The organism is Methylicorpusculum oleiharenae (assembly GCF_009828925.2).
Classification (GTDB): Bacteria; Pseudomonadota; Gammaproteobacteria; order Methylococcales; family Methylomonadaceae; genus Methylicorpusculum; species Methylicorpusculum oleiharenae.
The window spans coordinates 3,890,015-3,903,302 of the sequence record NZ_WUTY02000001.1; the positions used below are offsets into that span (position 1 = coordinate 3,890,015).

Annotated in this window: 15 protein-coding genes; 2 read left to right on the forward strand and 13 right to left on the reverse strand. The window is 45.9% G+C overall.

Annotated features, from left to right (window positions below; all coding sequences use genetic code 11):
- Positions 1-10: 10 nt before the first annotated feature.
- From trpA to GO003_RS17585, 4 genes are all read right to left on the reverse strand, one after another.
- Entirely contained in the window at positions 11-814 is an 804-nt protein-coding gene (gene trpA, locus GO003_RS17570; protein ID WP_159654580.1) for a tryptophan synthase subunit alpha, read from the reverse strand.
- Positions 811-2,013 carry a tryptophan synthase subunit beta gene (gene trpB, locus GO003_RS17575; RefSeq protein WP_159654582.1) on the reverse strand — a complete coding sequence of 401 codons (1,203 nt, stop codon included), beginning with the start codon at positions 2,011-2,013 and terminating at the stop codon, positions 811-813. The genes trpA and trpB overlap by 4 nt, the downstream gene beginning before the upstream one ends.
- Positions 2,010-2,642, reverse strand: a complete 633-nt coding sequence (locus GO003_RS17580) for a phosphoribosylanthranilate isomerase (protein WP_159654584.1) — start codon at positions 2,640-2,642, stop codon at positions 2,010-2,012. The genes trpB and GO003_RS17580 overlap by 4 nt, the downstream gene beginning before the upstream one ends.
- 238 nt (positions 2,643-2,880) lie before the next feature.
- Positions 2,881-3,453, reverse strand: coding sequence for a DUF2231 domain-containing protein (locus GO003_RS17585; protein ID WP_231089052.1), 573 nt, complete (start codon positions 3,451-3,453; stop codon positions 2,881-2,883).
- Positions 3,454-3,847: 394 nt separating this feature from the next.
- Here GO003_RS17585 and GO003_RS17590 point away from each other — a divergent pair, with 394 nt between their 5' ends.
- On the forward strand, positions 3,848-5,125 hold the full coding sequence (locus GO003_RS17590) for a hypothetical protein (RefSeq protein WP_159654589.1): 1,278 nt from the start codon (positions 3,848-3,850) through the stop codon (positions 5,123-5,125).
- 97 nt (positions 5,126-5,222) lie between these two features.
- On the opposite strand, the gene bfr is transcribed toward GO003_RS17590, so the two are convergent.
- The 9 genes from bfr to rsxA are packed head-to-tail and all read right to left on the reverse strand — an operon-like array spanning position 5,223 to position 11,321.
- Positions 5,223-5,687: a bacterioferritin gene (gene bfr, locus GO003_RS17595; RefSeq protein ID WP_159654591.1), complete on the reverse strand. Its 465-nt coding sequence runs from the start codon at positions 5,685-5,687 to the stop codon at positions 5,223-5,225.
- Between the two features lie 11 nt (positions 5,688-5,698).
- Entirely contained in the window at positions 5,699-5,911 is a 213-nt protein-coding gene (locus GO003_RS17600; protein WP_159654593.1) for a (2Fe-2S)-binding protein, read from the reverse strand.
- 18 nt (positions 5,912-5,929) lie between these two features.
- Positions 5,930-6,190 (reverse strand): RnfH family protein, encoded by a 261-nt coding sequence (locus tag GO003_RS17605; RefSeq protein ID WP_159654595.1) that lies wholly within the window; start codon positions 6,188-6,190, stop codon positions 5,930-5,932.
- 9 nt (positions 6,191-6,199) lie between these two features.
- Positions 6,200-6,889 carry an electron transport complex subunit E gene (locus GO003_RS17610; protein WP_159654597.1) on the reverse strand — a complete coding sequence of 230 codons (690 nt, stop codon included), beginning with the start codon at positions 6,887-6,889 and terminating at the stop codon, positions 6,200-6,202.
- 54 nt (positions 6,890-6,943) lie between these two features.
- On the reverse strand, positions 6,944-7,564 hold the full coding sequence (gene rsxG, locus GO003_RS17615) for an electron transport complex subunit RsxG (protein WP_159654599.1): 621 nt from the start codon (positions 7,562-7,564) through the stop codon (positions 6,944-6,946).
- 33 nt (positions 7,565-7,597) lie between these two features.
- Entirely contained in the window at positions 7,598-8,662 is a 1,065-nt protein-coding gene (locus tag GO003_RS17620) for an RnfABCDGE type electron transport complex subunit D (RefSeq protein WP_206444617.1), read from the reverse strand.
- Between the two features lie 34 nt (positions 8,663-8,696).
- A complete protein-coding gene (gene rsxC, locus GO003_RS17625; RefSeq protein WP_159654601.1) occupies positions 8,697-10,181 on the reverse strand; it encodes an electron transport complex subunit RsxC in 1,485 nt (494 codons plus the stop codon).
- Positions 10,178-10,729, reverse strand: coding sequence for an electron transport complex subunit RsxB (gene rsxB / locus GO003_RS17630; RefSeq protein ID WP_159654603.1), 552 nt, complete (start codon positions 10,727-10,729; stop codon positions 10,178-10,180). The genes rsxC and rsxB overlap by 4 nt, the downstream gene beginning before the upstream one ends.
- A 10-nt stretch (positions 10,730-10,739) precedes the next feature.
- Positions 10,740-11,321: an electron transport complex subunit RsxA gene (gene rsxA, locus GO003_RS17635; protein ID WP_159654652.1), complete on the reverse strand. Its 582-nt coding sequence runs from the start codon at positions 11,319-11,321 to the stop codon at positions 10,740-10,742.
- 320 nt (positions 11,322-11,641) lie between these two features.
- On the opposite strand from rsxA, the gene nifL reads away from it, so the two are divergent.
- Positions 11,642-13,285 (forward strand): nitrogen fixation negative regulator NifL, encoded by a 1,644-nt coding sequence (gene nifL / locus GO003_RS17640; protein WP_159654605.1) that lies wholly within the window; start codon positions 11,642-11,644, stop codon positions 13,283-13,285.
- Positions 13,286-13,288 lie beyond the last annotated feature (3 nt).

The window sequence follows — 13,288 nt, forward strand, 5'->3', positions numbered from 1 at the left end:
AGCTTAAAGCTCAGCTGTCCATCGCTTGGCGCATTGACTTTAGTAATTCAACGATTTCGGCTTTTGCCTGGACAGGATCATCCAAATGAGCTTCAATCTTGCTGATCAGCGCACTACCGACCACCACGGCATCACCAATTTCTGAGACTGTTTTAGCCGTTTGCGCATCTTTGACGCCAAAGCCTATGCCAACAGGCAGTCCGGTATTTTCCCGGATAACATCCAGTTTTTCCTTAACATTCACTGTATCAAGATGGCCTGCACCGGTGACTCCTTTTAAAGAAACATAATAAAGATAACCGCTTCCAGCTTCACTCATAAGCCTGATGCGTTCTTCTGAGCTGTTGGGAGCCAATAGAAAAATCGGATCAATATCCCGGCTTTTAAGCAGGCTGACACAATCGACAGCCTCTTCCGGCGGTAAATCGACAGTTAAAACACCATCCACACCGACTCGTTGTGCAGCATTCGCAAAATCTTCATAACCCATTGCTTCAATGGGATTCAAATACCCCATCAATACCACAGGCGTTTGCTCATCCTTTTTTCTGAATTCGGCAACCAACATTAATACCTTTCGCAGGCTCATGTGATGAGACAATGCCCGTTCACTCGCTTTTTGTATGACCGGACCATCCGCCATGGGATCTGAAAAAGGTACGCCTAATTCAATAATATCGGCGCCGGCTTCAACCATGTCATGCATCATAGGCACAGTAAAACCAGGTTCCGGATCTCCGGCAGTTATAAACGGTATCAAGGCTTTACGACCACTTTTAGCCAGCTCTTCAAATTTAGCAGTTAAACGACTCACAATTCTATCCCCTCGCGTTGAGCCAACGTGAGTATGTCTTTATCACCCCGTCCTGACACGTTGATAATGATGGTTTGATCTTTATCCATGGTCGGAGCAAGTTTTGCTGCATAAGCAATTGCATGGCTTGTTTCCAACGCAGGAATAATACCTTCCAATTCAGTTAATGTATGGAAACCAACCAAAGCCTCTTCGTCGGTAATATTGACATATTGAGCCCGCCCGGTGTCTTTTAACCAGGCATGTTCCGGTCCTACCCCAGGGTAATCGAGGCCGGCTGAAATTGAATGGGTTTCGATAATTTCACCATCGTCGTCTTCTATCAGATAGGTTCTGTTACCATGAAGGACTCCGGGACGGCCTGCGCATAACGGAGCCGAATGACGGCCTGTTTCTACGCCATCACCGGCAGCTTCAACACCGAACATTTTAACTGAACGGTCATCGATGAACGGATAAAACAAACCGATCGCATTGGACCCACCGCCGACACAAGCCACCAACGCATCCGGCAGTCTGCCTGTCATTTCCAGGCACTGTTCTTTCGATTCGCGGCCAATAATCGACTGAAAATCGCGCACCATGGCTGGATAAGGATGAGGTCCTGCCACCGTGCCTATAATATAAAAGGTATTATCGACGTTGGTTACCCAATCTCTCAAGGCTTCGTTCAATGCGTCTTTGAGAGTCTTGGAGCCAGATTCAACCGGCACGACAGTAGCGCCCAACAGCTTCATGCGGTAGACATTTAACGATTGCCGGGCCACATCAACCGAACCCATGTAAACCACACATTCAAGCCCCAGTCTGGCGGCAACGGTAGCCGTTGCAACACCGTGCTGTCCGGCCCCTGTTTCAGCAATGATTCTGGTTTTACCCATTCGTTTTGCCAATAGCGCCTGACCGATGGTGTTGTTTACTTTATGAGCACCTGTGTGATTTAAATCTTCACGCTTCAAGTAAATTTGAGCCCCGCCAAGTTCCCTGCTCCATCTTTGGGCATGGTACAACGGAGAAGGACGTCCCACATAATGCCGCAGGTCATCGTCAAGTTCCGCTAAAAACTCGGGGTCTTTGATATAATGTTGATAAGCCGTATTCAATTCCTGGATAGGCTCCATCAACGTTTCAGCTACAAACATTCCGCCGTAAGGTCCGAAATGTCCGCGTTCATCCGGCATGTTATATTTTTCGGTCATCGTAATAATCTATCAGCCTCATTAATCTCGCTTAAAAATGCCGCCATCTTAGCGGTATCTTTTATACCTTTTTTTAGTTCAACACCGCTACTGACATCCAGAGCATAAGGTCTTACCTGCAGAATTGCCTGTCTCGCATTACTGACATCCAATCCTCCGGCCAGAATTAAAGGCAAATCGCATTGTTCAGGGATCAAATCCCAGTCAAAGCAGTTGCCTGTTCCACCTTTAGCACCAGGGTCATAGGCATCCAGAAGCAATCCGGACGCATCAAAATAATCTTTACACACTTGATCAAGGCATGAGTCATTGCGTATTCTCACGGCCTTGATATAAGGCTTACCGTATATCCGGCAAGCCTCCGCTGTTTCATCGCCATGAAACTGAATGCAATCGATAGCAACATGCTTCAATACGTCTCTGATAGAAGTTTCATCGGCATCGACAAACAATCCGACAACCGAAACAAAAGCAGGTAACCCTGCAACAATTTTTATTGCCGCATCAATATCCACATGACGCGAACTGGGTGGGTAAAATACCAAACCGATTGCATCAATACCCATAAAGGCTGCAGATCTTGCATTTTCGGCACAGGTAAAACCGCAAATTTTAACGCGTGTACGCATATCTGTAACAGGCCGCAGCCCCTAAGGTTAAGGGGGCGTAGCATAGCATACAGTCCTCTTATATGCGAAGGCTTAATCGCCTGTTTCAAAGACAAAACGCAGAGTAGCCAAAAAACCGGATTTCTATAAATTTACCCTTGAATTCAGCTTTTTCAACTCAACCCTCCCGCTCAATAAATCCACAAAACTAAAACGATTGTGTTAAACGAACACAGTTCATTTTAGTTAGTCGAAGCGTTTAATGATCGTGGCTATGTGAATGTTGATGGTTTTGCCCACTTTCCACTGCATGAGAATGACCGTGCTCATGATCATGAAGCTCTAATTGGACAGCATCAGAAGGATTATTTTTTACAGCAACACCATGCTGATAAACCATTAATCCACCGAGATCTGCCGCAAACATGACTAAAACCACAAGAATGGCCGAAAATGTAATGAACAGACCATTCGCTGCTCCTTTTGGATTATCACCTGTTGATAATCGACCGACAAAACGCCATAGACTTAAAAAAAGTGAAAGTACTAAAACGGCAATTCCAATATGCTCATGATTCTCCATGATTTCATGAACAGCATCCCCATGAGCAACTGATTCAGCCGCTTGAAGCCCTGCCGCCACTGTTAATCCGGCTGTCAGCGCGCCCAAATAAAGCAGCCCGCTAGCGACATCCCGCCAATGTGATTTTTTGAATAGCCCACCCAAGCAATCCAGCAAAAAAAATCCTGTTAAAAACGCAATCGGAAAATGCACCAGAATCGGATGAATATTTTCTAACTGAGTCAACCCAGGGAAAATAGTTGCCAACATATCGGAAGGCTCTTTGCCGGCCAGACCTTCAAAAAAAGCCAGAAGTTCGGCAACATAGGCTGAAAATCCTTCCCCATGATCTCCGCCGCCATGAATTTGAAATGACAAAAAATTATTCACATCTATCCTATCCAGTGTTTTAAAAAATCCAATTTACTAGAATTTCCAAGTTTTGCAAACTCACAGTAATTATTGCGATGGCTTTGAATTTATTTCATTCCAATTTGGTCACAAGACTTTACAAATGCACAACTCTATTGATGTCTAATACTTTTGTTCAGGTATTATTCTCGTCTTGAATGGTGTAGTTTATGGTTATCGCGAAAAGAACTGAACTAAGGCGTTAATTAAATCGGTTAATTCCAGGAAAAGTCTTAACAGAGTCCAACATCAGATGAAAAACAATTTTACGGAACGGCGCACTTCAGATGGCGACCGAAGAAAAAGCCCTTTATTAACCGTGGAATCGCAGCGTTTATTTCAAATTATGGTCGTTTCCGAAGATCATTCCCCGGCTGAACAACTTACTTTAAGATTAAAGAATAAAGGCTATCAATCTGTTATTTGCACTGGCCTGTCTGAATCTCACTGCTTCAATGAAAAACATCCGGATGTGATTGTCATATGCTGCGACAAAGAATGTGAGAAGATCAAAAATCAATTAAAAACCGATGATTATCTGGCGAAAACGCCTGTCATCTTATTAAAAGATGAAAAACCCAAAAAAATCAAAAAGGTCATGCAGGAACCATTTTGGACTGATGATACTGTATTTGAAAATCTGGAAGACCAACTCCGCTCGATATTGGTTAATAAATTAAATCCTGGCATTGACAGTCATAGTATCGAACGAAGAAAGTGTGATCGGCGCTGGCCTTCTGTTTTCCAGCCAACCTCTAACAACGAAAAAACCCAGCAACTAGCAGGTGTTCCTGAGACAAGCCCAGGCCTGCCTCTTGTTTCTATTTCTTCTCAATTCAGCTTCAAATCAGTCAATGACTTATTCAGCCTGGTCCTGGTATCTCTGCATCCGGTCCTTTATCAGAACTGGCTGACTCAGCTCAGTTGGGATACTTTCATCAGCGCCTCATCGCTTCGTTTAGATAGAGCCGAATTAATACCGATAATGCTTAACCATGCACAGCCAAATTTGCTTTTATTGGACATGCAAGGCTTGGAATCAAGTTCAGATCTTTGGATAAACGCAATTCGAATGGCCGATTCTCCGGTTGATATCATTTTAATCGTCAATGAAGACTTCCATGATTTTACGGAAGTAATGGCTAAACATGAAATTTCAGGAATTCTGAGCGCCAAGGATAACGCATGCACGGTAACTCGAGCAATTCGTTCCGTGATTGAAGGTGAACGTTGGTTACCGGAGCGTTTTAAAACAAAAAGAATTAATGAGTCAAAAGCCGATAATCAGACCGTTAACACCACTGACAAATGGAACCTGTCTCAACATTCTTTTGATGAAGCTACTCTGTTAACTGCATACGAAAACACAATTACCCAGTTAGTCATGATGGGTCTTACGATTGAGCAAATAGCAGAGGAGTTGAATGCTGAAACTCAAGCAATCACTCGGCAAGTTATGTTCCTTTCCAATAAATTAAGATTTAACAATAGCCAAATCAAAATCAAGCAACTGAGGCGAAAACTGCACTGACATGATTATTTCTGTCATTTCCAGGAGAGCATTCAGCATGAAAGAAGTAGATGTTTCGATGTCATCCCTATCTGAATCGAGATGACTTATTCGACATTTACATTTGTGACTGCAAATAATTTTGCAAGCCGATTTTCTCAATCAACTCCAACTGAGTTTCCAGCCAATCGACATGCTCTTCCTCGCTTTCCAGAATGTGTTCGAACAGTTCGCGTGTTACATAATCATTAACAGTTTCGCAATAGGCGATGGCGTCTTTTAACAAAGGCAAGGCAATGTGTTCAAGTTTAAGGTCGCACTTAAGCATTTCTTGTGGATTCTCGCCGATCATTAACTTGCCGAGATTTTGCAGATTCGGCAAACCCTCTAAAAATAAAATACGCTCGATAAGCTTGTCGGCATGTTTCATTTCATCAATGGACTCGTGATATTCCTTTTCATTGAGTTTTTGAAAGCCCCAATTTTTATACATGCGGGCATGCAGGAAATATTGATTGATGGCCGTCAATTCATTTTCCAGCGCTTTATTTAGAAAATCGATAACTTTTTTATCACCTTGCATAGCGTCACTCCTTAGATAGTGCACGTAACTAAATTTTCATTGGCCGCTTTTGTTAAGCGGCAGTTTCTTTTCCTGTCCAAAATCTCGCCGACTTCGGAATTGCATTTGCCGCAATCGCCGCCGACGCCGAAACATTGGAACAATTGTTTACGCGAACATAAACCGCTATCGATAGCTGCCTCCAACTGCCCATCCGTTACTGCCTTACACACACAGATATACATAGTTCCCCCGGATCGAAATTAAAGCCTTCGACGCTTGACCAGTTTAGGGTCGGCGGTAATCTGCCGGTATATTTCCACACGATCCCCGTCCGTGACAACAGTATCCAGCTTAACGATTTTTCCAAAAATACCCACTTTTTGGTTCTCAAGATTGATGTCGGGATATTGTTTTAAAACACCTGATAACTGAATTGCCTGTTCGATTGTGCTGCCGTCGGGCACCTCCAATCGTAACCAAAGCTGACGATCGGCTTCTGCATAACATACACCCACATTCATGTTTGTCTCCTACAATTCCGGAATAGCTTCGTTGACATTTACCCGGGATAGTTTTGCCGCCCGTTTGTTATCAACCAATCGCTTGGCAACGATGATAAATGCCAACATAATAAACCCGCCCGGCGGCAGGGCGGTCAGCAAAAATCCTTTGTAGTTTGGAATAAGGGTCAGTTCCAGAAAAGAAAACGAATCACCCAATAACAACGATGCGTTGGCAAATAAAGTTCCGGAAGATACGATTTCACGTGCCGCACCAAGCACCACAAGGACAAAGGTAAAGCCGGCCCCCATCACCAAGCCGTCCCACAATGACAAGGCCAGGGAATTTTTTGATGCAAACGACTCGGCTCGGCCCAATATCGCGCAATTCGTAACGATTAAAGCAATAAACAAACCCAATACTTTATGCATCTCATGCATCCAGGCATTCATGCACAAATCGACCAGTGTCACCAAACTGGCTATTAGCAAAACGAAAACAGGGATTCGAACTTCAGCAGGAACCAGATGCCGGTTCAACGAAATAATGCCGTTTGACATAACCAGAACAACTAAGGTCGCCAAACCCATACCCAAACCGTTAGTTGCCGTACCTGTTACGGCCAGCAAAGGACAAAGCGCCAGATTCTGGACGAGTACGATATTGTTCCCCCAAAGTCCGTCAGAAGCGAGTCTTTTATAAGGTTTCGATAGCAACATACTGACTCCGGTTAAGTAAGATTGGCGATAAAAATAAAGCAGTTCGCCTGTTCATCAATTGAATAATTCGGATTTATGTTTATCGAAAAACAACAAACCCTTGTAAATCGTGTTGACAACCGCACGCGGCGTAATCGTCGCGCCGCTGAATTGATCAAAAATGCCCCCGTCTTTTTTGACAGCCCATTCCTTAACGGTCAGATTATGAATGGATCGTCCGTTAAAATTCAAAATCCAATCGGATTTACTGACTTCTATTTTATCGCCCAAACCCGGTGTTTCAGCATGAGCAATGACGCGAACGCCTAAGACTTCGCCGTTTCGGTTCAAGCCCATGATCATTTTGATATTACCCGAATAACCGTCGGGTGCTGTTAATTGGAATGCTGCTGCCGTGATTTCTCCCTGTTTTCGCGCCAAATAAACCAGGGTTTCTGCTGTACCTAACTCGCTATCTGCCGGAACAGGCACAGCATCTTTAACCAAATCGTTATCAAAAAGTTCGGCCGGAACAACCTGAACCAATGAGGCTTTTAAATCTTCTTCCTGCCGTAGTTTGATGACATCCCGTGTATTGAGATCGGCAACACCCAGCAAGGCGCTGGCAATCAAAGCGTAAGCAGCCAGCAGGATTGTCTGATAAGAAACACGGGCTTTTAGTTGTTTCAGATTCATCGATACTCTCGTTGATTAATTAAGGCGGCTAGTTCAAAGCTCTAATGGCCGCCCCTGACGATCCCGGCCGTAAATTCTGGGTTTTACGTAATGATCGATTAGCGGTGTCAACGCATTCATCAATAAAATCGCAAAAGCCGCCCCTTCCGGATATCCACCCCAGGTTCTTATCGTAAAAATCAACAGACCGCACGCCGAGCCAAAAATAAGCTGACCTAGCGGCGTATTCGGCGAAGTGACATAATCGGTAGCGATAAAAAAAGCGGCGCACATCAATGCGCCGGAACTGAGATGCACACTTGGACTTAGATAGATTTCGGGATTCAGGGCATGAAACACGGCTGAAATTAAAGCAACGGAGATAATGATCGATAAAGGAATATGCCAGGTAATGATTTTTTTAAACAGTAACCAGCCCCCACCCAAAATCAAAAGAATAGCCGATGTTTCGGATAAACTGCCTCGCATGAAACCCAGCCAGGCATTATTCGAGTTGTAAATATCTGCGAGACTCGCCGATAACGGATGCTTTTGCGACAATTCGGTTTTCACATAGCCCAGCACGGTGGCACCGGTAGAACTGTCGATATTGTCCAGACCCATGAAGGTAATGTGCAACCCGGTCTTAAAATCAGGTGCGGACTCTGATAACCACGGCGCGACGTTAGCCCAAGTGGTTAGCTCCAAGGGAAATGAAATCAGCAAGGCTACTCTGGCCAGCATGGCCGGATTAAACAAATTTTGCCCCAAGCCGCCGTAAACTTGTTTGCCCAATATAATTGCTAATCCAGCACCAATAACACCCACCCACCAGGGAGCCCAAGGCGGCAAACTCATTGCCAGTAGCCAGGCGGTTAAGAGTGCGGAACTGTCTTTTAATGCCGGCAGCGCCGGTTTATCGGCCAGTTTCAGACAGAAATATTCAAAAAACAGAGCAGAAAAGATCGTGATCAAAAATAAATTAATCGCCGGCCAGCCAAACAAATAAAGTCCGAACAAAGTGGCAGGGATCAGCGCGTAAATAACCTGCCGCATAATCCCGCCAATGCTCAAGTTTTCTGTGGTATGGGGTCCTGTCGTGGGCTTGACATTCAGCATGAGTGATGTCCTGTTGTCAGCAGTGCAACCGTATTCATATTACCTGCTCCGCCTGGTCTGCCGTGTATTTTGCGACTTTCGCAGCTAATTCCCGCGCCGCTTCCTCGGCTTTTTGCTTTTCAATCCGTTCAATACGTTTGTTCCGTTCATCAATCAGTTTTTTGGTTTGCTCGGTTTTGTGTTGTGCTTGCTGCCTTGCTGCCAATTCACCGGCCGCATACTTAAAATAATGCACCAAAGGTATGTTGGATGGGCAAACATAAGAACACGAACCGCAACTGATGCAATCTTTTAACCCGATGTCAACGGCCGACTCCAGTTGATTGCTGCGAATTCTGTTCGCCATATCGACCGGCAGCAAACCTGCAGGGCAAGCACTAATGCATCGGGCACAGCGAATACAGGCCTGTTCACTGCCGCGCGTGATTTCGTCCTGGGTCAAGGCCAGTATGCCGCTGGTTGCTTTGACGACAGGCAGTTCAGCAATCGGCAATGCATCGCCCATCATTGGCCCGCCCATCACCAAGCGCGCCATGCGTGTCCTATTAACCCGGCAATAATCCAGTAATTCTGAAATCAGGGTACCGATAGGCACCCAAATATTTCCGGGGGATCCTGCAGCGCCACCGGCAATAGTGACTACCCGGTCCACTAACGGACGGTTATGCCGTATCGCTTTATGAATCGCATAAGCCGTTGCTACGTTATGCATCAAAACACCGACATCGGTTGCCCGCCCATCGGCCGGAACCTCTTTTCCGGTCAAATAGCGAATCAATTGTCTGTCCCATCCCATAGGATAATGAGTCGGGACCTGTCTTACTTCAATTTGCCGATAGTCAGCCGCCGCATTTTTCATCGCACGAAAAGCCGCAGGCTTGTTATCTTCTATGCCAACAATGGCTTGCGGTGTTTCCATGCCGTGCAGCATGATGCGAATTCCATCGATAATGCCATCGGCTGACTCCTGCATGAGCCGGTCATCGCACGTCAAATAGGGTTCGCACTCGCCGCCGTTGATCAACAAGGTGCTGATTTTATTTTTCCGGCCCAGATTCAGCTTGACGGCAGCCGGAAACGTGGCGCCACCCATGCCGACAACACCGGCGGCACCCACACGTAAACTGATTTCTTCAGCACTCAAGGCAAAAGGGTCGGTATGGGTCTGCAGTAATTGCCAGGCATCTTTCCCATCGGTTTCCATGAATACGGTACGTATCGGCAAGGCCGATGGATGAGGAGCGGGATAATCTGCGATATCGGTGACAACACCGGAACTGGGTGCGTGCACAGGTGCTGAAATCATGCCCTGACTGTGTGCCAACAACTGCCCTTTGTAGACGTAATCACCAACCCTGACCACGGGCTCAGCCGGTTTGCCAACGTGCTGTTGTAACGGAATATACAATTTTTTAGGTAAAGGAAAATCAGACGCGATAGAAAGATCGGTCGTTGCCGTTTTTTTGGGATCCGGATGAACGCCGCCCCGAATTCTAAAGCTTTGCATTAAGCTGATCATGCCGGCGCCCCGGCAAGTTCTGGTAAAGGCTTTTGCCAGCGCCAGTTACGCAAGGTAACTTCCGGCTTGTGCATCTGCAAACACTCTGTGGGACATACATCAATACACTTCTGACATCCGGTACACGCATCTGCCACTACCGCATGAATCTGTTTCGCTGCACCGACGATCGCATCCGTTGGGCAGACTTTAAAACAGCGCGTACAGCCTGTGCAGGTATCTTCGCTGACTTTGGCGATCAAAAATTCCGGTTCTTCAAAATTGCTTAGATCAATGGAAACACCGAGCAGCGCTGCAAATTGTTCTGCTAAAGCACTGCCTCCCGGCGGACAGACCGTGATAGGTGCTTCTCCATTTGCGATGGCTTCCGCAGCGGGACGGCAACCCGGGAATCCGCATTGTCCACACTGCGATCCCGGCATCAAGGCTTCCAGCTCCTCTACGATGGGATTGCTCTCGACTTTGAGATATTTAGCAGCAATCGCCAATAACCAGCCCAATACCAAACCCAAAGTCGCCAAGCTTGCAATCGCGGATAACACGTACATATAAACCTCGCTATTTTGGAGAAAGACCGGCAAAACCCATAAAGGCCAGAGACAGTATGCCGGCTGTAATGAATGCAATCGGAGTTCCGGCAAATAAAACCGGCACAGCCATTAAAGCCAGCCGCTCTCTAAGTCCCGCAAAAATAACCATGACCAGCGTAAAACCCAGCGCAGAACCAAACCCGTAAAGGACGCTTTCCATAAATCCCGATTCTTGTTGAATATTAAGCAAGGCCACACCCAGTACCGCGCAATTAGTCGTAATCAAAGGCAGAAAAATACCTAACACCTGATAAAGGACCGGACTGGTTTTATGAATCACCAATTCAGTAAACTGGACGACTGCCGCAATCACCAGAATAAAACTCAATACTCTTAAAAAGCCGATATCCAGCGGAATTAATACACCGTGTTCCAGCAACCAGCCGGAGAGTGCCGCCAAGGTCAACACGAAAGTGGTCGCCAGCCCCATGCCCAGTGCAGAGTCCAGTTTGTTGGACACGCCCATAAACGGACACAACCCCAAAAACTTGACCAGAACCACATTATTGACTAACGCAGTTCCCACAATCAGCATTAAATATTCGCCCATCATCTTGCCTTTATTCGTTATCTTTTCCCTGTGGGACAGCATCAACCATGCCAATACCGATTTGACTGGTGAACACCACTAACCATGCCGAAACCAAGCAGAATGCAGCCTGTTTCTCTGTGTGAAAAAAAACACAATGACTTAAACGGGAATAGCTATTGTCGTAAACGCTACAAAATCGGATAGCCGAATCGTCTGAATTACGTAGCAATTTCTACATAAGGCTCTTAATGTTAAAGGGACAAGCGGTCTTTAAATGAATTTGGCGTTTAAATTGCTTAATCCTTCATAATATTAAGGAAATAGAGAGACTGATCGATATGAATAATACGTTTCCGGATTATGAACATTCCTCTCTCGATATCGAGCAGATGATGGCCCTGCTGGCTCCGTCTGCTTCGGTCAACCAACAGTTGCACAAGCTTATCGAGTCATTGGGGCAGCAAGGTAAGATGCTGCCTTTTTTTATGCTGGTGCAAGTCGTCGAACAAGTGCCTATCGCGATATCGATCACCGATAAGAAAGCCAACATTCTCTATATAAACAAGGCTTTTACCGAAGTCACCGGTTATAAATCAACGGAAATACTGGGGCAAAACGAATCGGCATTGTCGGATAGATCAACACCCAGAACCGTCTATTACGATTTATGGCATACCATTTCGCGCAAAAAAGTCTGGCGCGGCCATCTAGTCAATCGAACTAAAACCGGACAACGCTACCTGGCTGAATTATCCATTGCGCCAATGCAGGACGAAGAGGGTCATATAACGCACTATATTGGGATGCACAGGGATATAACCAAGACGTACCATGCCGAACAAAAGGTCAAAAATCAGAAAAAACTGATCGAATCAGTAATCAATGCGTCCCCTGTCGCGATGGTTGTGCTGGATAAAGAAGACCGGGTGGTCATGGATAATCAGGTCTATAAAATGCTGATCAGTGACCTGGGACTCCAGGAACCGGTCCAGTTTTTTTTGAATCTGTTGCGCCAGGATATGGGCGATCTCTGGCAATACGCATCCAACACCGAACATGGTTTCGTAAACCGGGAACTGAGGATGGAAGGCATGGGGCGAAGAGGAACTCGTTGGTATGCCTGTTCAGGCAACTGGTTTACCGAAAATGATACCTGTGCCGATGCGTTCTTTTCAGGTCAAACGAAAGATTACCTGTTATTGAGTTTAAGTGACATTACCCAACAGCGGAGACAGCAGGAAGAACTCCAGTTACAAACATTACGCACCCTGCTGGCCGAAGAAGAACAACTGCGGAGTATCAGGGAAACCTTGCTGGGCGCAATGCACCATATCAGCCAGCCGCTAAATCAGATCAGCGCGGCTATCAACATCATGAGTCAACGCAACGATAGCCAAAACAGCCCGATCAAAGATCTTTTGCAGCAAGTCAGCCGAATGGGTGATGAAACGCTGGCCACCTTGCAGCGATGCGTTCCTGAGATTCCCGAAACAGCCGTGATACCGGTCAATTTGAATCAACTGCTGCACGAAGTCACGCAAATGAGCAGCACAAAACTGTTGGCTAACGGCATCATTATTGACTGGCGGCCCAGTCCCATTTTACCTTCCGTATTGGGATCGGAAAACAAATTGCGGATGCTTTTCAAACAGTTGATAGATAATGCCATAGAAGCGATGAACCGCAACGGTAGCAAAGAGCGCTTAATCAAAATAACGACGGCCGTTGAACGCAATTGGGTTTATGTTTTACTCGATGATAAAGGGCCCGGCATACCCTCGAATCAACGAATCAAAGTCTTTGAACCGTTTTATACCACTCACCCTATGGGTGCGATTCAGGCCGGCATGGGGTTGGTCATGGCGAAAGAAATCGTCAACCAACACAATGGAACCATAGAAATTGATTCGGCCTACAGCGAAGGCTGCCGTTTCAAGATCGGGTTTCCCGTGCACCAAAAAAAATCAACGGTCAAAAGATAAATC

Coding starts and splice junctions, on each gene's coding strand:
- trpB (WP_159654582.1), bottom strand. CDS start 2,013: ATGACCGAAAAATATAACATGCCGGATGAACGCGGACATTTCGGACCT.
- GO003_RS17580 (WP_159654584.1), bottom strand. CDS start 2,642: ATGCGTACACGCGTTAAAATTTGCGGTTTTACCTGTGCCGAAAATGCA.
- GO003_RS17585 (WP_231089052.1), bottom strand. CDS start 3,453: ATGTTGGCAACTATTTTCCCTGGGTTGACTCAGTTAGAAAATATTCAT.
- GO003_RS17590 (WP_159654589.1), top strand. CDS start 3,848: ATGAAAAACAATTTTACGGAACGGCGCACTTCAGATGGCGACCGAAGA.
- bfr (WP_159654591.1), bottom strand. CDS start 5,687: ATGCAAGGTGATAAAAAAGTTATCGATTTTCTAAATAAAGCGCTGGAA.
- GO003_RS17600 (WP_159654593.1), bottom strand. CDS start 5,911: ATGTATATCTGTGTGTGTAAGGCAGTAACGGATGGGCAGTTGGAGGCA.
- GO003_RS17605 (WP_159654595.1), bottom strand. CDS start 6,190: ATGAATGTGGGTGTATGTTATGCAGAAGCCGATCGTCAGCTTTGGTTA.
- GO003_RS17610 (WP_159654597.1), bottom strand. CDS start 6,889: ATGTTGCTATCGAAACCTTATAAAAGACTCGCTTCTGACGGACTTTGG.
- rsxG (WP_159654599.1), bottom strand. CDS start 7,564: ATGAATCTGAAACAACTAAAAGCCCGTGTTTCTTATCAGACAATCCTG.
- GO003_RS17620 (WP_206444617.1), bottom strand. CDS start 8,662: ATGCTGAATGTCAAGCCCACGACAGGACCCCATACCACAGAAAACTTG.
- rsxC (WP_159654601.1), bottom strand. CDS start 10,181: ATGATCAGCTTAATGCAAAGCTTTAGAATTCGGGGCGGCGTTCATCCG.
- rsxB (WP_159654603.1), bottom strand. CDS start 10,729: ATGTACGTGTTATCCGCGATTGCAAGCTTGGCGACTTTGGGTTTGGTA.
- rsxA (WP_159654652.1), bottom strand. CDS start 11,321: ATGGGCGAATATTTAATGCTGATTGTGGGAACTGCGTTAGTCAATAAT.
- nifL (WP_159654605.1), top strand. CDS start 11,642: ATGAATAATACGTTTCCGGATTATGAACATTCCTCTCTCGATATCGAG.